The following is a 19933-nucleotide window of genomic DNA, read 5'->3' on the forward strand; positions in this document are numbered from 1 at the left end:
GCAAAGGGGAAATGATGATGCGCGGGACATTGCTTGGATTTGCAGCGGCGCTGGCCCTGGCGGCGCCGGCATGGAGCGAGGATTTTCGCATCACCATGCCGGCAGCGGGGGTGGACGCAAGCACCGATGGCCGGGTCATCCTCGTGATTGCCGCCGATAGCAGCAAGGCGCCCATCGCCCAGGTGTCGGCCGATTTCGATGGGGCGCAGGTGTTTGGCATCAATGTGGACGGGCTGAAGCCGGGCGGATCGGTCAGCATTGGCCCGGAAACTTTCGGCTTTCCCAAGCCCTTCCTAACTGCGGTGCCGGCGGGCGAATATACAGTACAAGCGGTGCTGCACAAATATCAGACATTCAAGCTGGCGAACGGCAAGACCGTTAAGCTGCCGGCCGCACGCGGCGCCGGGCAGAACTGGCGGGAGGAGCCGGGCAACATCGTGTCCGAACCCATCAAGATCAGTTTTGACCCCGCGCGCCCCGGCACCATCACCGTGCCGCTGACCAAGGTCTTGCCGCCGATTGCCGAGCCGAAGGACACCGAGTTCGTCCGCCATATCAAGGTACGGTCGGACATGCTGTCGAAATTCTGGGGCACCGATGTGTATATTCGCGGCCATGTGCTGGTGCCGCGCGATTTCGACAGGCATCCGGAGGCGCGTTACCCGCTGGCCATCTATCACGGGCATTTCCCGGAGAATTTCAACGGTTTTCGCACCACACCGCCCGATGAAACCGCGCCGTGCGTGCCGTCGGCGCGCTTCGGCCTGCCCTGCTACAACCGCACCGAGCAGCAAGAGGCGTATGATTTTCACAACAGCTGGGTGTCGGACAAATTCCCCCGGATACTCATTGTCGAAATCGACCACAGCAACCCGTATTATGACGACAGCTATGCCGTGAATTCGGCCAATCTCGGCCCTTATGGCGATGCGATCATGAAGGAATTCCTGCCCGCGCTTGAAGCGAAGTTTCGCGGGCTGGGTCAGGGCTGGGCGCGCTTTACTTATGGCGGATCGACCGGCGGCTGGGAGGCGCTGGCGGTGCAGCTGTTCTACCCCGATGATTTCAACGGCGCCTTTGCCGCCTGCCCCGACCCAGTAGATTTCCGGGCGATGACGGTGTTCAACCTCTATGACGACAAGAATGCCTATTGGCAGCAAGGCCCGTTCGGCCGCACGGCGCGGCCCGCGCACCGCAACTGGCTGGGCCAGGTCAGCCGCACCATGGCCGATGACAATCACCTCGAACTGGTGCTCGGCGACAAGACGCGCTCGGGCGGGCAATGGGACATCTGGGAAGCGGTATATTCGCCGATGGGCAGCGATGGTTATCCGCAGCGCATCTTCGACAAGCGCACCGGCGTGATCGACCCCAAGGTCGCGGCCTATTGGCGCGAGAATTACGACCTAGTCCACATCATGAAGCGCGACTGGGCCAAATTGGCGCCCAAGGTGGCTGGCAAGATCCATCTGTATGTCGGCGACATGGACAATTACTACCTCAACAACGCCGTCTATCTGGCCGAAGATTTCCTGAAATCCGCCGAGCCCGCAGCAAACGCAGAAGTCAAATACGGCGACCGCTTCGAGCATTGCTGGAACGGCGACCCGAACGTCTCCAACGCCCTGTCACGCCTGCGCTACAACACCATGTACATGGACAAGATGCTGGCGCGGATGCAGGCAACGGCACCAAAGGGTGCGGACCTGACGAGCTGGCGGTATTGAGGGGGAACTGGCAAGCAGTCGCATGGAAACGCGCGTCACCGTCATCAGCGATACGCACTGCAGGCATGACGAGATCGTCCTGCCTACTGGCGATTTGCTGATCCATTGCGGTGACATGTTCAATCTCTCCACAAAGGCGCCGGAGCAAATCCTCGCAATGGATGAGTGGTTCGGAAAGCAGAAGTTCGCGCAAATCCTGTGCACCGGCGGGAATCATGATCGTCAGCTTGAGGCCGAGTTGTCGCGGCAAGCACAGCCATTTCGGAATGCACATTTCCTGAAAGATGAAATCGTCGAATTCCGGGGACTGAAAATCTTCGGCGCCCCGTGGGTGCCGGAGTTGAGGACCCATGCATTCTTCCGAGATCCATCAGCGCTGGCGGCAGCCTGGGCCAGGGTTCCGCCTGACATCGATATCCTGGTCACGCATACGCCGCCAAAGGGCATTCTCGACAGATCCAGCAGGGACCGGTCGCTCGGCTGCCCCTCTCTGGCGAAGGAACTGAGGCGCATATCGCCGCGCGTGCATTGCTTTGGACATGTTCATGCGGCGGCAGGCCGGCAGCGGTTGGGCAAAACGCTGTTCATCAATGCGTCTTCTTATGACGGCAATACGGGTGCAATGCGGCCGCCGGTGACGTTCACTTTGTCATCCGGGGCCGCGTCACCGACGTCACAATCTTGGCGAACGCGGCTGGCACAACTCCGGCCAGGTCGCTGAAATAGCAAAAGGGCCGCCCCATGACAGGGCGGCCCTCTCTGGCGCGGAGCCGAAGCCTCAGGCCGCCTTGTCGGTGACCATCAGGCGCACCGGCTGTTTGATGCCGCTGACCACGTCCTTGTCGACCTGGACTTCTTCAAGGCCTTCGGTGCCGGGCAGGTCGAACATGGTATCGAGCAATATGCCCTCCATGATCGAACGAAGCCCGCGAGCGCCGGTCTTGCGTTCGATGGCGCGCTTGGCGATTGCGGACAGCGCGTCGGCGGTGAAGGACAGCTTGACGCCTTCCATCTCGAAAAGACGCGAATACTGCTTGGACAGGGCGTTCTTCGGCTCGGTGAGAATCTTGATGAGCGCCGGCTCGTCAAGGTCTTCGAGCGTGGCGATCACCGGCAGGCGGCCGATGAATTCGGGTATGAGCCCGAAGCGCAACAGATCTTCCGGCTCGCACTTCATCAGCAGCTGCCCGACACGGCGTTCCTCGGGTGCGGCAACATGCGCGCCGAAACCGATGGACTTGCCCTGAAGCCGGTCACCAATGATGCGATCGAGGCCCGAAAAGGCACCGCCGCAGATGAACAGGATGTTCGTCGTGTCCACCTGCAGGAATTCCTGCTGCGGATGCTTGCGCCCGCCCTGCGGCGGCACCGACGCGGTGGTGCCTTCCATGATCTTGAGCAGCGCCTGCTGCACGCCTTCGCCCGACACGTCGCGGGTGATCGACGGGTTGTCGGACTTGCGGGAAATCTTGTCGATTTCATCGATGTAGACGATGCCGCGCTGAGCCCGCTCGACATTGTAGTCGCTGGCTTGCAGCAGTTTCAGGATGATGTTTTCGACATCTTCACCGACATAGCCGGCCTCGGTCAGGGTCGTGGCATCGGCCATGGTGAACGGCACATCAAGGATGCGCGCCAGCGTCTGCGCCAGCAATGTCTTGCCGCAGCCGGTGGGGCCGACAAGCAGGATGTTCGACTTGGCAAGTTCGACCTCGGCGCCCTTGCCGCCGTGATTGAGGCGCTTGTAGTGATTGTGGACGGCCACCGACAGCACGCGCTTTGCATGTGTCTGGCCGATGACATAATCATCGAGCACCTTGCAGATTTCGCGCGGAGTCGGGACATCGCCGGATTTCTTGACCAGCGCGGTCTTGGTTTCTTCGCGGATGATGTCATTGCACAGTTCAACGCATTCATCGCAGATGAACACTGTTGGCCCCGCAATGAGCTTTCGCACCTCGTGCTGGCTCTTGCCGCAGAAGCTGCAGTAGAGCGTGCTTTTGCTGTCGCCGCCGCTCAGCTTGGTCATGACTATCCTCTCTCGCTTGGTTGCGAGTGTAGCTGGCAACAGGCCCTCCCGGCAAGGGCGGGCCGACGCCAATCTGTCACATTGGCGCCATATTGGTCAGTTCGGGCCGAAACAGCCCTGATCAAGCAGCGAGTTGCGCTTCGGCATCGGTCGGAAGCGGGCGGCGTTCTGCCACTTCGTCGATCAGGCCGAACTCCTTGGCTTCCTCGGCGCTCATGAACTTGTCGCGCTCCATGGCGCGTTCGATGGTCTCGATGTCCTTGCCGGTGTGCTTGACATACAGATCGTTCATGATGCCGCGAATCCGCAGGATCTCGCGGGCCTGGATTTCGATGTCGGTGGCCTGGCCCTGGGCGCCGCCGGACGGCTGATGCACCATGATGCGGGCATTTTTCAGCGCCACGCGCATGCCCGGCTCGCCGGCGGCAAGCAGGAAACTGCCCATCGACGATGCCTGGCCGACGCAGACGGTGCCGACCTTGGGGCGGATGTACTGCATGGTGTCATAGATCGCCATGCCGGCCGTGATCACGCCGCCCGGCGAGTTGATGTACATGAAGATGTCCTTCTTCGGATTTTCCGATTCCAGGAACAGCAACTGGGCAACGATGACGGACGCCATATGGTCTTCGACCTGGCCGGTCACGAAAACGATGCGTTCACGCAGCAGGCGCGAATAAATGTCGAACGAGCGCTCTCCGCGGTTGGAGGTCTCGATGACCATGGGAATGAGGCCAGCCATGGGATTGAAGCTAGGAGTGTCGAGCATGGGAATCCTTTGCATGAACCGACAAGGTCGGATGTTTGGCGGCCAGTTTCAAGCCCCCCTGTTGATCTATCTGGGCCATCGCGGCCAAATGGCGCGCCAGATGACGCGGCTGCCATGTGGTCACGGCGCTCTTACTTGCGGGCGGCGATATTCCAGAAGGCATAGGCAGCCAGGAAGCCGGCCAGCGTCTCGTGTTGGCCCGGCGCCGTGCCCACCGAAAGATCGCGGCAGGCCACGGGGGCGAAATGCGTGAATTCCGAACCCTCGGCGCCGCTGATGAACGCGGAATCGGGGGTCGAGGTGATTTTCAGGCTTTTGCCGGCGCGGTCGAAATATTCGATACGAACCGCCCGCGCAGTCTTGCCCGCACAATCATATTCGATGCTGGCGGCCATATAGTCGAACGGCAGGTCGCCCGTCTTCCATTGGCCGGCGGTGCTGACCACCACCTCGTTGAAGCGCGCAATGTTGCCTGTGCGCACAACGGACAGCGAATCCATGGCCGAACGAGCAGCCATGCCGCCGGCATAGACCCACCAGGCCTGTTTGGCCCGGGCAGCATCTGCAGCGGCGGCATCCTGAGCGGTGGCCTGCTGCGCCGGCAGCATGAACGCCGCCAGCAGCAGTGCAGCAACCGCTCTCAGGATCACGCAGCCGGCTTCTTGGCGGCGCGCTTGGGCTTGGCAGCGGGTTCGGCGGCGGCTTCGACAGCCGGTTCTGCGTCAGCCTTGGCGGCCTTGGCCTTCGCGGGCTTCTTGGCCGGGGCTTCGGCTTCGGTCACGATCTCGGCTGGCGCGGCCTTGGCCTTGGCGGCCTTCTTGGGCTTGGCCGGGGCGTGGTCATGGTCATGGTCGCAATCCGGACCATGGACATGGCCATGGTCGTGGCCCTGGGTGCCGGCCAGAGACAGCGGGCTTTCGTCCTCGCTTTCGATGGCGGCTTCAAGGTCGGCGCGGCTGACATGACGCTCGGTCAGTTCGGCCTTGCCGATGAGGAAATCAACGACCTTGTCTTCATACAGGGGCGCGCGCAACTGGGCAGCGGCCATGGCGTTTTCCTGGAAGAACTTCACCACCTTCTGCTGTTCGCCGGGCGAATAGCGCGCGGCTTCCTGGCCGATGAGGCGGTTCATTTCGGCCTGCGAAACGGTGATGTTGTTCTTCTGGCCGATTTCCGACAGCAGCAACCCAAGGCGGACGCGGCGCACGGCAATGCGGCGATAATCGTCGCGCTCGCCTTCGATCTGGGCGCGGGCGCTGTCAGGATTTTCGTCGCGGGCGGCTTCCTGCTCAAGCTGTTCCCAGATCTGGCCGAATTCGGCGTCGACCATCGATTCGGGCACGTCGAAATCATGACGCGATGCCAGAGTGTCGAGCAGCTTGCGCTTGAGGTGCGTGCGCGACAGGCCGCCAAGCTCGGCGTCGAGCTGATCCTTGAGGATTTCCTTGAGGGCATCGAGGCTGTCGAGGCCGAAGCCCTTGGCAAATTCGTCGTCGATGGCGGTGGCCACAGCGGTTTCGACGCCCTGCACGGTGATCGCGAATTGCGCGGCCTTGCCGGCAAGGTTTGCCGAGCCGTAATCGGCCGGGAACGTTACCTTGATGGTGCGTTCTTCATTGGCCTTGGCGCCGACCAGCTGGTCTTCGAAGCCGGGGATGAGCTGGCCGGAGCCAATCTTGACCCGCATGCCTTCGCCCTTGCCGCCGTCGAACAGCACGCCGTCAACGCTGCCTTCGAAATCGATGACCACTGTGTCCCCGGTCTTGGCCTTGTACTTGGCAGCCGCCGGCTCGGTCCGCTCGGATGATTCGGCGAGGCGGGCAATGGCTGCGTCCATCGCGGCAGCATCGGCGGGCACGACCAGTTTTTCGAGCGATATGCCGTCGATCGCGACATCGGCGATGACCGGCAGCACTTCGAGGCTGACCTTGAAGCGGGCGTCGCCGTCTTCGGCCAGTTCGCCATCGACATCGACCTGCGGCTGGGTGGCCGGGCGCAGGTTGTTTTCGCTGAGTACCTGGTTGACGCCGTCATTCAGTGCCGCCTGCAGCGCTTCGCCGCGCAGGGTCGGGCCATGCATCTTGCGCACCAGATTCGGCGGCACCTTGCCGGGACGGAAGCCTGGCATGCGGATCGTCTTGGAGACTTCGGCGAGCCGGGCATCAAGCCGCTTGGCGATGGCATCGGCCGGGATGACCAGCGAATATTCGCGGCGCAGGCCCTGGTTCATGGTTTCGGAGATGTGCATGGCAGAGGCTCGACTTTCTGGGCAAATCCGTGTCGCCCACGCGCGGCGCGACAGCTCTGGTGCGGGCGAAGGGACTCGAACCCCCACGTCTTTCGACACTGGTACCTAAAACCAGCGCGTCTACCAATTCCGCCACGCCCGCACTTGGGCAGGAAGCGCGCGTCTATATCAGGGGATGCGGCAAGCGCAAGGCTGCTTGTGTCAAAGCGCCCATGACTCTGGCAGGATTGGCAGCGGGATCGGCTGCAATCAGACGAGGTTCAGCGAATAGGCCGACATGCCGACACCGACCAGCACAAGGCTGAGCACGCCAGCCATCAGCCGGCCACGGTGCTTGGGCGTGCCTACAAAGCGCTTGATGAGCGGATGTTCGGAATTTCCGGTCGCGGCCCAAGCCATCAGCGCAAACCACAGGGCGAAGGAGAACAGCGCGATCACGTTGATTGCCGCGAGCAGGTGCCGGTCCGGATGGTCCGAGACATAGGCAACGGCAGTCGGCATGAAATTGAAAACAAACAGGAATATGAACCCGGTACCGAGCAGCCAAACCGTGTTGTAGTCGAGTTGCATGTCAGGCCCCTTGATAGCGCAGCGCGAATCACGCACCAACGCGTTCACCAATTCTTTACAATCGGACCCTGAATGCAAGTGAAATTTACTATATCTCAATCTTTCTGACGGAATAGTTAACCATCAGCCCGAAACGCCGAGCCAGGCCCGGAGCACCAGCGCCGTCGCCCCAACCACGGCGACACCGGCAGCCCACAAAAGAACAAACCAGCCCAATCGTTTCAAGGCCGGATGCATCAGTAATGGTCCTTTTCGCTGACCTTGCCACGGAATAGCCAATAGCCGTACCCGGTATAGGCGAGGATGATCGGCAGCATGATGCCGACACCGACCAGCATGAACGACTGCGCATTGGCGGCCGTGGCTGCCTGCCAGATGGTGACCTGCCCCGGCACTGCCCAGGGAAAGATGCAAATGCCCAGACCGGTGAAGCTGAGCAGGAACAGCATCTGTGCGAGCACAAAGGGCTGGATTTCACGGCGCAGCGCCAGCGCCCGGCGCAGGGCAAACGCGGTCACCGCCACCAGAATCGGCACCGGCGCGGTCCAGAACAGCCCCGGCGCCTCGAACCAGCGACTGAAATAATCGTGGCTCAAAAACGGCGTTGCGGCGCTGACGGAGGCGATGGCCACCAGCGTCGCCAGTCCGGCGCGCTTGGCAAGCCGAAACGCATGGTCCTGCACGCGGTGTTCTGTCCGCCAGATCAACCAACAGGCGCCAATCAACGCATAGCCGGCCACCACCGACGCGCCGGTGAGCAGCGAGAATGGCGACAGCCAGTCCCACCAGCCGCCGGCATAGCTGCGGCCCGACACCTTAACACCTTGCAGGATGGCGCCCAGGATAACGCCCTGCGAGAACGCCGCCAGCGTCGATCCGGCGAAGAACGCCCCGTCCCACAGCCAGACGCGCTTGGTGCGGACCCGGTATTTGAAGGCAACGCCCCGAAAGATCAGCCCCAGCAACATGGCGATGAGCGGCGCATAAACCGCCGGCATCAGGATCGCATAGGCGAGTGGGAAGGCCGCGAACACGCCGCCACCGCCCAGCACCAGCCAGGTCTGGTTGGCATCCCACACCGGTTTGATGGTGGCGATTGCCGTGTCGCGTTCGCCGCCCGGTGCCAGCGCCGGGAACAGGATGCCGATACCAAGATCAAAGCCGTCGGTGATGACATAGACGAAGATCGCCGTGCCGATGATCGCGGCCCAGATGAGCGTCAGGATGGGGTCTGCTGCCATGGTCCTACTCCGCCAGTGCGATGGCGGCTTCGGGCGGCAGGCTGCCGACTTCGATCGCCGTTTCTGGCCCGGGTATTGGCTCGCCAGGGCCGGGTTCGTCATTCATCAGCTTTAGGATGAACCAGGTGCCGACGCCGAACACGAAGAAATAGACGATGACAAAGGCGACCAGAGACGCCGCCACCGCCGGCGCGGCCAATGGCGAGGCGCTGTCGGCCGTGCGCAGCACGCCAAAGATCGTGAAGGGCTGGCGCCCGACTTCGGTGGTGATCCAGCCAGCGAGCACGGCGACGAAACCGCTCGGCCCCATCGCCAGCGCCATGCGGTGGAGCCAGGGCGCCGCGAACAGATTGCCTCGCGCCCGCGCCCACAGGCTCCACAGGCCCATCACCAGCATCAGCACACCCAGCCCCACCATGATGCGAAAGGCAAAGAAGGGGATCGTCACCTTGGCGCGGTTTTCCGGCGCGACCTTGTCGAGGCCGTCCATCGGCGCCGCCAGGTCGTTCTTGAGAACCAACGAACCAAGACCGGGGATTTCGACCTTGTGGCGCATTACCTGCGCCGCATCATCGGGAATACCGAACAGGATAAGCGGCGCGCCGCCGCCCTGCCCGCCCGGATAGCTGTCATAATGCCCCTCCATCGCCGAGATTTTTGCCGGCTGATAGGTAAGCGTGTTTGACCCGTGTTCATGGCCCGCCAATATCTGCATCGGCGCGACAATGGCCGCCATCCACATCGCCATGGAGAACATGATGCGCGTTGCTTCTTGCGGCGTCCGGCCGATGCGGCGGTCGCGCAGCAAATGCCAGGCACCGACGCCGCCGACAACCAGCGCCGTGGTCAGATAGGCGCCCAGAACGACATGGACGAGCCGATAGGGCATCGACGGGTTGAAAATGACCGCCAGCCAGTCCGTGGCATAGAATTGCCCGTTGGCGGCAATGCCATAGCCTTGCGGCGTCTGCATCCAACTGTTGACCGCAATGATCCAGAACGCCGAAATCGTGGTGCCGGCGGCAACAAGGCAGGTGGCGGCGAAATGCAGGCGCTTGCCGACCCGGTTCAGCCCGAACAGCATGACGCCCAGAAAGCCCGATTCCATGAAGAACGCCGTAAGCACTTCATAGGCCATCAGCGGCCCGATGACCGGACCCGCCTTGTCGGAAAACACCGCCCAGTTCGATCCGAACTGATAGGCCATGACGATACCCGACACGACGCCCATGCCAAAGACGATAGCGAAGATTTTCAGCCAGTACTGGAACAGCGACAGATAGACGTCGCGGCCGGTCTTGAGCCACAGCCCCTCGAGCACGGCGAGAAAGCTGGCCAATCCGATGGAAAAGGCCGGAAAAATAAAGTGGAAGGACACGGTGAAGGCAAATTGCATCCGCGCCAATGTCAGGGCAGAAAAATCGTCGAACATCATGGTCCTTCCCGACACGCCGGGCTTTGGCTAGGGCAGTACAACGGATTCGGGGCAGCTATAGTGACATCTGACATTGAAATCGCCCGGGCAGCGACACTGTGCCCCATCACCGACATTGCCGCACGTGCCGGCCTGCCTGCCGAAGCGCTGGAGCCCCATGGCCGCCATATCGCAAAGGTGTCGGCAGCAGCGGTGGCAGAATTGGCGGCCCGCCCGCGCGGCAAGCTGGTCCTGGTCACCGCTATCAACCCCACCCCGGCGGGCGAGGGCAAGACGACAACCACCATCGGGCTGGGTGATGCGCTGAACCGTATCGGCCGGCGCGCGGTTATTGCGCTGCGTGAACCCAGCCTTGGCCCGGTGTTCGGGCGCAAGGGCGGCGCGACCGGCGGCGGCCAGAGCCAGGTCGTGCCGATGGAGCGCATCAACCTGCATTTCACCGGCGATTTCCATGCCATCACCTCGGCACACAATCTGCTGGCCGCCATGATCGACAATGCGGTGCATTTTGCGCTGCCGACCGCGACCGGCGCGCCGCTGGATGCCCGGCACATTGTCTGGCGCCGGGTCATGGACATGAACGACCGCGCGCTGCGCCAGGTCGTTACCGGCATCGGCGCCGGCAACGGACAGGTGCGCGAAACCGGCTTTGACATCACGGTGGCGTCCGAAGTCATGGCAATCTTGTGCCTGGCGGACGATATGTCCGACCTTGCGGCGCGGCTGGCGCGTATTCGCATCGGGCGCGACACGGCGGGCCGGTTCGTGACAGCGGGCGATATCGGTGCCGCCGGCGCCATGGCGGCGTTGCTGGTTGATGCGATGCAGCCCAATCTGGTGCAGACCATCCATGGTTCGGCGGCGCTGGTGCATGGCGGGCCGTTCGCCAATATCGCCCATGGTTGCAATTCGGTGGTGGCCACCCGCAGCGCGCTGGCACTGGGCGAATTCTGCGTCACCGAGGCCGGGTTCGGCGCCGATCTGGGCGCGGAGAAATTCTGCAACATCAAATGCGTCAGCGCCGGGTTGACGCCGGCGGTTGCCGTTGTCGTGGCAACAGTGCGCGCGCTGAAATACCATGGCGGCGCCGCGCTGGCCGATCTGGGCACGCCGGATGCCGCCGTGCTGGCGCGCGGCCTTGAAAATCTGACCCGTCATGTCGAGAACTTGGGCGCGTTCGGCCTGCCGGTTGTGGTCGCGCTGAATGCATTTGGCGGCGACACGGACGGCGAGCACGCGCAGGTGCTGGCGCATTGCCGCGACGTGCTGGGCGTGCCGGCGCATCTGTGCCGCCACTGGGCCGATGGCCCGGCGGGCGCCGAAGATCTGGCGCGCACAGTCGCCGCATTGGCCGATGCCAACAGCGACCCGGCGGCGCGGTTCCAGCCGCTGTATCCGGCCGCCATGCCACTGGCGGAGAAAATGGCGGTCATCGCCCGGCGCATCTACCGCGCTGCCGATGTGGTGCTGTCGCCGGCTGCGGCGCGGCAGGTCAAGCTGCTGGAGGAACAGGGTTTGGGCGCCCTGCCCGTCTGCATGGCCAAGACGCCGTACAGTTTCACCGCCGACGAAAAGCAGCGCGGCGCCGTGTCGGGGCATGTGCTGCCGATCCGCGAGGTTCGCCTGTCGGCTGGCGCCGGCTTTGTCGTGGCGCTTTGCGGCGATATAAGCACCATGCCTGGCCTGCCGCGCGCGCCTGCTGCGCTGGGCATTCATCTGGACGCAGGGGGGCGGATCGAGGGCCTGAGCTGAGGCAGGCCTGGCCCCAGGGTCCTGACCCTAGAGCATCCAGGCGAAAGGCAGCCGCCCGACCAGCCAGATGGCGGCACGCTGCCAGGCGGCGGTTCCGGGTTCGGCATCAAGCCGCTCCGGCTTGCTGTCCCAGGCAAGCTGGCCATCTTCGAGCCGCAGCGACCAGGCAAACTCCGGCAGGGCCGCATCCAGTTCCGCCTCGAGGCGTGCGGCGAGCGCCGGCGCCGCAATCAGAAAGCCCACTTCGGTGTTGAGCCGCCACGACCGCGGATCGAAGTTCACCGATCCGACGAACAGGCTTGTGCCATCCGCGATGAACGTCTTGGCATGCAGCGCCGAGGCGCTGGTGCGGAAAAAGCTGGCGCTGCTGCCGTTTCGGCGCAGTCGGCGCGGCACCAGGCCAAGCCGCACCCTGCCCGCACCACTGCCCTTCATTTCCCACAGCCGCACGCCGGCCGCCAGCAACCGGCGCCGCAGCGGTGCATAGCCGGCATGGACAACCACCACATTGCCTGATCGCAGCGAATTGGTCAGCACATCGACCTGCACGCCGCGCGCCGCCAGGTCTGCGAGCAGGCGGATCCCCTCGGCCATGGGCACGAAATACGCCGACACCAGCACAAGGCGCCGGCTGATGGGTGACAGCGCCGCCAGCAATTTGGGCAACAGCAGGTCGGACGGGGCAGCCACACCCAGCAGCTTGCCGGGCGGATCGCTCATGATGCACACATCCGCCCATTCGAAATCACTGGTTTCGTCCATCAACGCACGCACCGCGTCACTGGCCGCAGCGCTTTCATATCGTGCGCGCAGCGCGGTGCCGGACGGCGCGGCAGGCGATCTGGACTGGGGACGCACGATGCTGGCCAGCGGATAGGCGGCCGCGCAATGCCAATAGCTGTCGAAATCGGCGTCCACGGCAGCGACGATGGCGCCGATGGCCAGCACATCCAGATCGGTGACCAGTTCGGCATGGCCGGCATCGAAATATTCATCGCCGATGTTGCGGCCGCCGATCACGGCGGCAACACCGTCCACCACCAGGCCCTTGTTGTGCATGCGGCGGTTCAGGCGGGAAAAATCGAACAGCAGGTTGAGCAGCTTGGGGCGGCGCAGGCGGAACGGGTTGACCAGCCTGACAGCGATGCCTGGATGGCTGTCGAGGTGCATGAGACGGGCATCGAGACCGGTGGTGCCAAAATCATCGAGCAGCAGGCGCACCTGCACGCCGCGGTCTGCCGCCGCCTCAAGTGCGTCCAGCAGCAACCCGCCGGCCACATCATCCCGCCAGATGTAATATTGCACATCGATGCACACGCTGGCCTTGCGGATCAGCAGCAGCCGCACGGCAAGCGACTGGGGACCGTCATGCAAAAGCTGCACGCCGCTTTTGCCGGGACGGGCCGCGCAAAGCGGCCCCAGCAATGCCGCCAGCGGGCCGGTTGCGGGCACGCGACGCGCGTGTTCGTGCGTGTTTTGCGAGTGCGGGACCGGCAGCCGCAGCCAGTGGCGCACCAGCAGCCAGGCAAGAGCAGTAGCAAAAGTGCCAGCAGCGGCAGCGGTCATGTCAATCATCGGCCAGGCCCACCCAGATCGGCAGATGATCGGACGCCTGCCGAGCCAACGGGGAGGCGTGGACCCCGGCCGCCGCAAGCTTGAGCGCATGATGGGCAAAAACCCGGTCGAGGCGGCCGATGGGCAGGCGCGCCGGAAAGCTGGGAGGCAGCGGTACCGCCGCCAGTCGCCCGGCCAATGCAGCGATGGTGCCGCCGCCCGACCGCCATTCGTTCAGGTCCCCCATCAGCAAGGCCGGCGGGTTGCCGGGCCGGGCGGCCATGGCGGCCAGCATGGCGCGGGCCTGACGGGTGCGCCACAGGCCGGACAGATCAAGATGCGCGCCGACGAGCCGGATCAACCGTGGCCCGGCACCGGCGTGCGGGGCATGAGGCGCGATGATATCGACCATAACCGCGCCGCGCGGCTCCAGCGCCGGCAGCGGGATGCGCGCTGCATGGGCAAGTGTAACGGGACCACGCAGCAGGACAGCATTGCCGTGCCAGCCCATGGCGCGTGGCTGATCGGCCAGCGGTGCCGCCTGCCAGCCGCGCGACGCCAGCAGCGCCGCCGGCAACACGGCGGTGCGAACGCCAAAACGGGTATCGGCCTCTTGCAATAGGGCGACTGCTGCGCCGAGCTCGTCGAGAACATCGAGGATGCGTTCAGGATTGTGCCGGCCGTCGGCGCCCACGGCCTTGTGAATATTGTAGCTGGCAATCGTCAGCATGGCGGGCCGCAGCAGCGGGCGGCAGCGGTATCGCGGTCATGTGTCACCCCATGCGCCATGGCAGCAGGGTTAGCGCCAGTTGGCCGCCAAGACAAATGCCGGTGGCCGGGTCAGGCGCCGCCGGGGGACCATTTGGGGGGTCGCGGGACAAGCAGCGCGATGATAGCATCCGCCATCTGAACGGGGAGGCCGACGCGCAACAGGAAATCGATCCCATTTCGGCGCAGGACACTTTGTCGGCGCATGACGGGCGCCGGCTCTGGCAGTGGCAGAACCGGCTGATGCCGTTCGTGTTCGGCGGCATCGCGCTGATGGGGGCGTTTTTCCTTGTCGCCAGTTTCATCCAGCTTGAACGGTTTTCCGACGCCGTCCGCTATGCCCCCGATACGAGGCTGGAAAAATCGCTGGCGCAGCTCGATGCGCCGATTGCGGTGCTGCCGGCCGGCGAGGCGGCAGAACTCGTGCGTTGGAAAACGCTGGCGGTGCTGGAGGCCGAAACCGTTCGCCAGCGGTATGCACAGGTCAATGCGACACTGCTGCTGCGCGCCTGGACGCGCCAGATAGGTTTCGTCACCGGCATGATCATGGCGCTGGTGGGCGCGCTGTTCATCCTGACGCGCCTGTCGGAGGAACGCACCGAGCTTGGCGGAGAAACTACCGGCATCAAGGCCAGCCTGTCCACCAGTTCGCCCGGTATCGTGATGGCGGTGCTGGGCACGGTGCTGATGGTGGTGACGCTGACATCACCGTTCAATTTCGCCACCAATGATGTCGCGGTCTATGTGGGCGGCGCGGCACAGGCGGCTGACATTCCGGCACCTGCCACCCTGCCCGGCAGTGACGCCGAACAGCGCGAATTGTTCGGGCCGGATGCAGCACGGCCGGACGCAGCGCAGGGAGCAGACGATGCAGAACCTGGACCAACGGCGGGATAGACGCGGTCTTGCAGCGGCGCTGCTGCTGCTGGCACTGGCATCTCCGGCCAGCGCCGATCCGCGGTATGATCGCGGCAAGGGCGACTGGCTGGCGCGCAGCTATCCGCCGGCCCGCAGCAATTTGCTGGACTATCGCAGCGCCGGTTTCGGCCGCACCGCCGAGGTCGATTACATGCTGGGCACCAGCGGCTGCCGCATTGCCGACCAGCGAAAATGGGGCGCGCGGGTGCTGGGGTCGATCCTGTATCGCTACCCGCTGACGCCCTCAAGCCGCACGCTGGTGGCGCGCGAACAGGGGCTGTGCCTTGGCGCGATGGCAATGCCGGTGCTGGCAGACGGCACGGCGCGCACATCGCTGGCGGTTGCAGCCGGCGCCATGGCGCGCGGCAAGGCCTATTATCTCGCCAATGGCGACCAGCCGGTGGCCACCTATGCCGCGCGCAGCCTGGGGCCATTGGACATGGCGCAACTGACGGCGCGGGTGGTGCCTCTGGGCCAGCCCGAACGGATTGCCGAGGCCTTGCGCAAGGCGGCACCGAAGGATGCGCGGATCAAGGTCATCGGGCGTTTCGCCTTTGTCACCACATCGGGCCAGACCGACGTGCAATTGCAGGCGATTGCGGCCCGGCTGGAGACCTATCTGGCGTTTCTGGACAGCGGCTTCGGTTTGAAACTGCCGGACAATTACCTCACGCTGTGGCTCGTGCCGCAGCAGTATCAGCTGCGGCAGACAGCCCGCACGCTGCACAACCTTGATGTCAGCCCGGCGACCATCGGATACACATTCCAGGACGATCAATCCGCTGTGGCGCTGATTCCGGGCACCGTCACCGGCACCTTGCTGCACGAGCTTTTTCACCTCGTGGTGCGGTCGAGTTTTGGCGATGTGCCGCAATGGCTCGATGAAGGCATGGCGGCGCTGTACGAAGTGTCGGTGACGAAAAACGGCAAGGTGCTGGGCACGCGCAACTGGCGCGGGCCGGTGCTGGCGAAATACTGGACGATCCGTCCATCGCTGCGCGAGGTCATCACCAGCCCGTGGTTTGCCAGCGATACGCCGGGCGAGGACATGGAATATCGCGGGCCGCCGCAATCCACGCAGTCCATCATGGTGCAGTTTGCGACCACCCGCTATTTTGCGCTTTACCTGCAAGAGCATGGCAAGCTGGCGAAGGTTTTTGCCCGGATGCAGGCTTTGCAGCCCGGCGACAGCGATGACCCGGCAGCAGCAGCGCTGGCGGCGGTCGAGGCCGAGGTCGGCCCCATCGCTGCGGTGCAAACCCACTTCGACCGCTGGTTCCTTGCGCAGGAAAATTTGCCGGCAGCGCCAGCCACACAGGGTAATATGAACAAAGGCGACTGATCGCAGGAGCAACCTTGCCGGAAGGGGGCGCCAGACCGCCTTGCTGATCCCAGACTGGCTTGCAGGCCATTGCCAGCGAGGAAAAAGGTCAGTATTGTTGACCTACTTCGCAGTTGCAACAGAAAGTCACCGATGGTCGCCGGCCTGCCTCCCGTATCGCTTGATGACAAATATCGTTTCACCGAAGGCCGGGTTTTCATGTCGGGCGTGCAGGCGCTGGTGCGGCTGCCGCTGGTGCAAAAGGCGCGCGACCGCGCCGCCGGACTGAACACGGCGGGCTTCATCTCGGGGTATCGCGGCTCGCCGCTTGGCGGCTATGACCAGGAATTGTGGCGCGCCAAGAAACTGCTGGCCGCAGATGACATTGTTTTCACTCCCGGCATCAACGAGGAACTGGGGGCCACCGCCGTCTGGGGCAGCCAGCATGTCGGCATGAACCCCGGCGCGAAATTCGATGGCGTGTTCGGCATCTGGTACGGCAAGGGCCCCGGTCTTGATCGCGCCATGGATGTGCTCAAGCACGCCAATGCCGCAGGCACTTCGCCCCATGGCGGCGTGCTGGCGATTGTTGGCGACGATCACGGCGCCAAATCCTCCACCCTGCCCCACCAGTCCGACCATAATTTCCAGGCGGCGTTCGTGCCGTTCCTGGCGCCGGCTTCGGTGCATGAATTCGTCGAATACGGCCTGCTCGGCCTGGCCATGAGCCGTTTTGCCGGCACCTGGGTCGGTTTCAAGGCCACCGCCGATACGGTCGAAACCTCGGCCACCATCGATCTTGCCCGCGAACACCGCCAGATCATCATCCCCGATTTCGAATTTCCCGATGGCGGCGTCCATATCCGGGGCAGCGACGTGTGGCGCGAGGAAGATACACGCCTGCAACGTTACAAGGGCTTTGCCGCCATGGCCTTTGCAAAGGCCAACAACATCAACCACATGGTCTGGGACACGCCGCGTCCGCGTTTCGGCATCGTCACCACCGGCAAGGCCCATGCCGACACCATGGAGGCGCTGGACGAGCTTGGCATCGATGCGCGCGTTGCGGCCGATATCGGCCTGCGCGTCTTCAAGGTCGGCATGCCATGGCCGCTGGAACCTGACGGCATCCGCGCCTTTGCCGAGGGCCTTGAGGAAGTGCTGGTCATCGAGGAAAAGCGCGAATTCATCGAGCATCAGTTGAAATGGCAGCTGTATAATTGGCGCGAGGCCGTGCGGCCCAAGGTGGTCGGCAAGCATGACGAAAGCGGCGAATGGCTGCTCAGCCCCGACAATGAACTGTCACCCGGCACCATCGCCCATGTCATTGCCGCGCGCCTGCAACGCATCCATGACACCGACCGGATCAGGTCGACGCTGGCGTTCTTCAAGGAACAGGCCGGCAAGAGCGCCGCCTATCAGACGCCGATCAAGCGTAGCCCGTATTTCTGTTCAGGCTGCCCGCACAACACATCGACCAAGGCCCCTGAAGGCAGCCGCGCGCTGGCCGGCATCGGCTGCCACATCATGGCGCTGTGGATGGACCGGGCCGAAACCTTCACCCAGATGGGCGGCGAAGGCGTCACCTGGGTCGGCGAGGCGCCCTTCACGTCGCAGAACCATGTCTTTGCCAATCTGGGCGACGGCACCTATTTCCACTCCGGGCTGCTCGCCATTCGCCAGTCGATCGCGGCGCAAGTGAACATCACCTACAAGATCCTCTACAACGACGCCGTTGCCATGACCGGCGGCCAGAAGCATGATGGCGATCTGGCCGTGGACCAGATCGCTGCCCAGATGGTTGCCGAACATGCCAAAAAGGTCGCGGTGCTGACCGAGGACCTGGACCGCTACAAGGGCGTCACCCTGCCGCCGGGCGTGCGCCTGCTCGACCGGTCGGCGTTGCCGGCCATCCAGGACGAATTTGCCGCCACGCCGGGCTGCACGGTCATCATCTTCGACCAGACCTGCGCCGCCGAAAAGCGCCGCCGCCGCAAGCGCAAGCTGATGCCTGATCCGACCACGCGGGTGTTCATCAACACCGCCGCCTGCGAAGGCTGCGGCGATTGTTCGGTGCAGTCCAACTGCGTGTCCATCGAGCCTGTGGAGATGGAATTCGGCCGCAAGCGTCGCATCAACCAATCCAGCTGCAACAAGGATTATTCCTGCCTCAAGGGTTTCTGCCCCAGCTTTGTCACCGTCGAGGGCGCCGAAGTGAAGAAATCGCGCGCGACATTCGGGCTGGACGGCCTGCCTGACCCGGTCATTCCGGCGCCGGGCCATGGCTATAACATCATGGTCACCGGCATCGGCGGCACCGGCGTGCTGACCGTGTCGGCGCTGCTCGGCACGGCGGGGCACCTTGAGGGGCTGGCATCGACGACCGCCGACATGGCCGGCCTCGCGCAAAAGGGCGGCGCGGTTTACAGCCATGTCCGTCTGGCGGCAAAGAACGACGATCTGCTGTCCCCGCGCATCATCGCCGGCGGTGCCGACCTGGTGCTGGCCTGCGATGCCGTGGTGGCGGCCGACAAGCCGACGCAGACGCTGATGATCCCGCAGCGCACCGCCGTGGTTGCCAACGCCGATATTGCGCCGACGGCCGATTTCGTGCGCGACCGCGACCTGGATTTCCGCAGCGCACAAGTCGAACGCGCCATTCGCGGCGCGTCCAACCCGAATGCCTGTGATTTCATCGCCGCCGACACGATTGCCACGGCGCTGATGGGCGATGCCATTGCCGCCAACATCATCGTCATGGGCTATGCCTGGCAAAAGGGGCTGATCCCCCTCAAGCGCGAAAGCATCGAGGCGGCGATCGAATTGAACGGCGTGGCGATCGATTTCAACAAGCGCGCCTTTGGGCTGGGCCGGCTGCTGGCCGTGCGCCCGCACGAGGTCACGGCGCTGGTCGAACAAACACGAGGCCCGCAGCCCGAGCCGCCGGCCAAGTCGCTGGACGAGGTGATTGCCCGCCGCGTGAGCGACCTGACCGCCTATCAGAATGCCGATTATGCTGCACGCTTCAGCGCCACTGTCGCCCGGGCGCGCGCCGCCGGCGGTGATGCCTTTGCCGAAGCCGTGGCGCGCAGCCTGTACAAGCTGATGGCATACAAGGACGAATATGAGGTTGGCCGGCTGTATTCCGATGGCCGCTTCAAGGCGGCGTTCGATGCGCAGTTTTCGGGCGGCAAGGCGCGGGTGCAATTGGCGCCGCCGCTGATTTCGGGCATCGACCCGGCGACGGGCCGCCCGAAGAAAATCAGCTTCGGGCCGTGGATTTTCACGGCGTTCAAGCTGCTGGCCAAGGGCAAGGGCCTGCGCGGCACGCCGTTCGATATCTTTGGCTACAGCGCAGAACGCCGCCACGAACGCGCCGATATCGCTGCGTTCGAAGCCGAGGTTGACCGGCTGATCGCCGAACTGGACCCGGCGCGCATGGGGCTGGCGCTGGCGATTGCGCGGCTGCCGATGGATGTGCGCGGGTTCGGGCCAGTCAAGGACAAGGCGCGCGGCGAAGTGGCGGTGCGCCGGACCGGCCTATGGGCCAAGTGGAGCGCGGCGCCGGTCAAGATGGCAGCCTAGGCCTGCTCTCCCCCGG

Annotated in this window: 15 protein-coding genes and 1 tRNA gene; 6 read left to right on the plus strand and 10 right to left on the minus strand. The window is 64.0% G+C overall.

The features are described 5' to 3' along the window. Window positions 1–11 precede the first annotated feature (11 nt). Together RMQ73_RS02635 and RMQ73_RS02640 are read left to right on the plus strand one after the other, a co-directional pair. Window positions 12–1727 (plus strand): alpha/beta hydrolase-fold protein, encoded by a 1716-nt coding sequence (locus RMQ73_RS02635; protein ID WP_310496433.1) that lies wholly within the window; start codon window positions 12–14, stop codon window positions 1725–1727. 22 nt (window positions 1728–1749) lie between these two features. Further along, window positions 1750–2448: a metallophosphatase domain-containing protein gene (locus tag RMQ73_RS02640; protein WP_310496434.1), complete on the plus strand. Its 699-nt coding sequence runs from the start codon at window positions 1750–1752 to the stop codon at window positions 2446–2448. A 57-nt stretch (window positions 2449–2505) separates the two neighbouring features. Here RMQ73_RS02640 and clpX read toward each other — a convergent pair whose 3' ends face one another. The 8 genes from clpX to RMQ73_RS02680 all read right to left on the minus strand — a co-directional run bounded on the left by clpX (window position 2506) and on the right by RMQ73_RS02680 (window position 10016). Then, window positions 2506–3756, minus strand: a complete 1251-nt coding sequence (gene clpX, locus RMQ73_RS02645) for an ATP-dependent Clp protease ATP-binding subunit ClpX (RefSeq protein WP_310496435.1) — start codon at window positions 3754–3756, stop codon at window positions 2506–2508. 121 nt (window positions 3757–3877) lie between these two features. Next, window positions 3878–4525 carry an ATP-dependent Clp endopeptidase proteolytic subunit ClpP gene (gene clpP / locus RMQ73_RS02650; protein ID WP_310496436.1) on the minus strand — a complete coding sequence of 216 codons (648 nt, stop codon included), beginning with the start codon at window positions 4523–4525 and terminating at the stop codon, window positions 3878–3880. Window positions 4526–4656: 131 nt separating this feature from the next. Further along, window positions 4657–5175, minus strand: a complete 519-nt coding sequence (locus RMQ73_RS02655; protein WP_310496438.1) for a surface-adhesin E family protein — start codon at window positions 5173–5175, stop codon at window positions 4657–4659. After that, window positions 5172–6773: a trigger factor gene (gene tig / locus RMQ73_RS02660; RefSeq protein ID WP_310496439.1), complete on the minus strand. Its 1602-nt coding sequence runs from the start codon at window positions 6771–6773 to the stop codon at window positions 5172–5174. The genes RMQ73_RS02655 and tig overlap by 4 nt, the downstream gene beginning before the upstream one ends. A gap of 57 nt (window positions 6774–6830) precedes the next feature. Further along, a tRNA-Leu gene (locus RMQ73_RS02665) sits at window positions 6831–6915 on the minus strand. Between the two features lie 107 nt (window positions 6916–7022). Continuing rightward, the gene (locus RMQ73_RS02670; protein ID WP_310496440.1) at window positions 7023–7343 is read right to left on the minus strand and encodes a superinfection immunity protein; all 321 of its coding nucleotides are present in this window, start codon (window positions 7341–7343) and stop codon (window positions 7023–7025) included. A 236-nt stretch (window positions 7344–7579) separates the two neighbouring features. Then, entirely contained in the window at window positions 7580–8584 is a 1005-nt protein-coding gene (gene cydB, locus RMQ73_RS02675; RefSeq protein ID WP_310496441.1) for a cytochrome d ubiquinol oxidase subunit II, read from the minus strand. Window positions 8585–8588: 4 nt separating this feature from the next. Then, window positions 8589–10016: a cytochrome ubiquinol oxidase subunit I gene (locus RMQ73_RS02680; RefSeq protein WP_310496449.1), complete on the minus strand. Its 1428-nt coding sequence runs from the start codon at window positions 10014–10016 to the stop codon at window positions 8589–8591. Window positions 10017–10079: 63 nt separating this feature from the next. Between RMQ73_RS02680 and RMQ73_RS02685 the strand changes: the two genes are divergently transcribed. Next, complete coding sequence (locus tag RMQ73_RS02685; RefSeq protein WP_310496442.1) at window positions 10080–11771, plus strand: formate--tetrahydrofolate ligase; 1692 nt, start codon at window positions 10080–10082, stop codon at window positions 11769–11771. 27 nt (window positions 11772–11798) lie between these two features. Here the strand turns inward: RMQ73_RS02685 and RMQ73_RS02690 are convergent, their stop codons facing one another. Next, complete coding sequence (locus RMQ73_RS02690; RefSeq protein ID WP_310496443.1) at window positions 11799–13346, minus strand: phospholipase D family protein; 1548 nt, start codon at window positions 13344–13346, stop codon at window positions 11799–11801. Next, window positions 13339–14055, minus strand: a complete 717-nt coding sequence (locus RMQ73_RS02695) for an endonuclease/exonuclease/phosphatase family protein (protein WP_310496444.1) — start codon at window positions 14053–14055, stop codon at window positions 13339–13341. The genes RMQ73_RS02690 and RMQ73_RS02695 overlap by 8 nt, the downstream gene beginning before the upstream one ends. A gap of 101 nt (window positions 14056–14156) precedes the next feature. Between RMQ73_RS02695 and RMQ73_RS02700 the strand changes: the two genes are divergently transcribed. From RMQ73_RS02700 to RMQ73_RS02710, 3 genes are all read left to right on the plus strand, one after another. Beyond that, window positions 14157–14990, plus strand: coding sequence for a hypothetical protein (locus tag RMQ73_RS02700; RefSeq protein WP_310496445.1), 834 nt, complete (start codon window positions 14157–14159; stop codon window positions 14988–14990). After that, a complete protein-coding gene (locus RMQ73_RS02705) occupies window positions 14962–16353 on the plus strand; it encodes a hypothetical protein (RefSeq protein ID WP_310496446.1) in 1392 nt (463 codons plus the stop codon). The genes RMQ73_RS02700 and RMQ73_RS02705 overlap by 29 nt, the downstream gene beginning before the upstream one ends. Before the next feature lie 132 nt (window positions 16354–16485). Beyond that, window positions 16486–19917, plus strand: coding sequence for an indolepyruvate ferredoxin oxidoreductase family protein (locus RMQ73_RS02710; protein ID WP_310496447.1), 3432 nt, complete (start codon window positions 16486–16488; stop codon window positions 19915–19917). Window positions 19918–19933: the final 16 nt, after the last annotated feature.

Source organism: Sandarakinorhabdus sp. (assembly GCF_031430775.1).
Lineage (GTDB): Bacteria > Pseudomonadota > Alphaproteobacteria > Sphingomonadales > Sphingomonadaceae > Sandarakinorhabdus.

Coding starts and splice junctions, on each gene's coding strand:
- RMQ73_RS02635 (WP_310496433.1), top strand. CDS start 12: ATGATGATGCGCGGGACATTGCTTGGATTTGCAGCGGCGCTGGCCCTG.
- RMQ73_RS02640 (WP_310496434.1), top strand. CDS start 1,750: ATGGAAACGCGCGTCACCGTCATCAGCGATACGCACTGCAGGCATGAC.
- clpX (WP_310496435.1), bottom strand. CDS start 3,756: ATGACCAAGCTGAGCGGCGGCGACAGCAAAAGCACGCTCTACTGCAGC.
- clpP (WP_310496436.1), bottom strand. CDS start 4,525: ATGCTCGACACTCCTAGCTTCAATCCCATGGCTGGCCTCATTCCCATG.
- tig (WP_310496439.1), bottom strand. CDS start 6,773: ATGCACATCTCCGAAACCATGAACCAGGGCCTGCGCCGCGAATATTCG.
- RMQ73_RS02670 (WP_310496440.1), bottom strand. CDS start 7,343: ATGCAACTCGACTACAACACGGTTTGGCTGCTCGGTACCGGGTTCATA.
- cydB (WP_310496441.1), bottom strand. CDS start 8,584: ATGGCAGCAGACCCCATCCTGACGCTCATCTGGGCCGCGATCATCGGC.
- RMQ73_RS02680 (WP_310496449.1), bottom strand. CDS start 10,016: ATGTTCGACGATTTTTCTGCCCTGACATTGGCGCGGATGCAATTTGCC.
- RMQ73_RS02690 (WP_310496443.1), bottom strand. CDS start 13,346: ATGATTGACATGACCGCTGCCGCTGCTGGCACTTTTGCTACTGCTCTT.
- RMQ73_RS02695 (WP_310496444.1), bottom strand. CDS start 14,055: ATGCTGACGATTGCCAGCTACAATATTCACAAGGCCGTGGGCGCCGAC.
- RMQ73_RS02705 (WP_310496446.1), top strand. CDS start 14,962: ATGCAGAACCTGGACCAACGGCGGGATAGACGCGGTCTTGCAGCGGCG.
- RMQ73_RS02710 (WP_310496447.1), top strand. CDS start 16,486: ATGGTCGCCGGCCTGCCTCCCGTATCGCTTGATGACAAATATCGTTTC.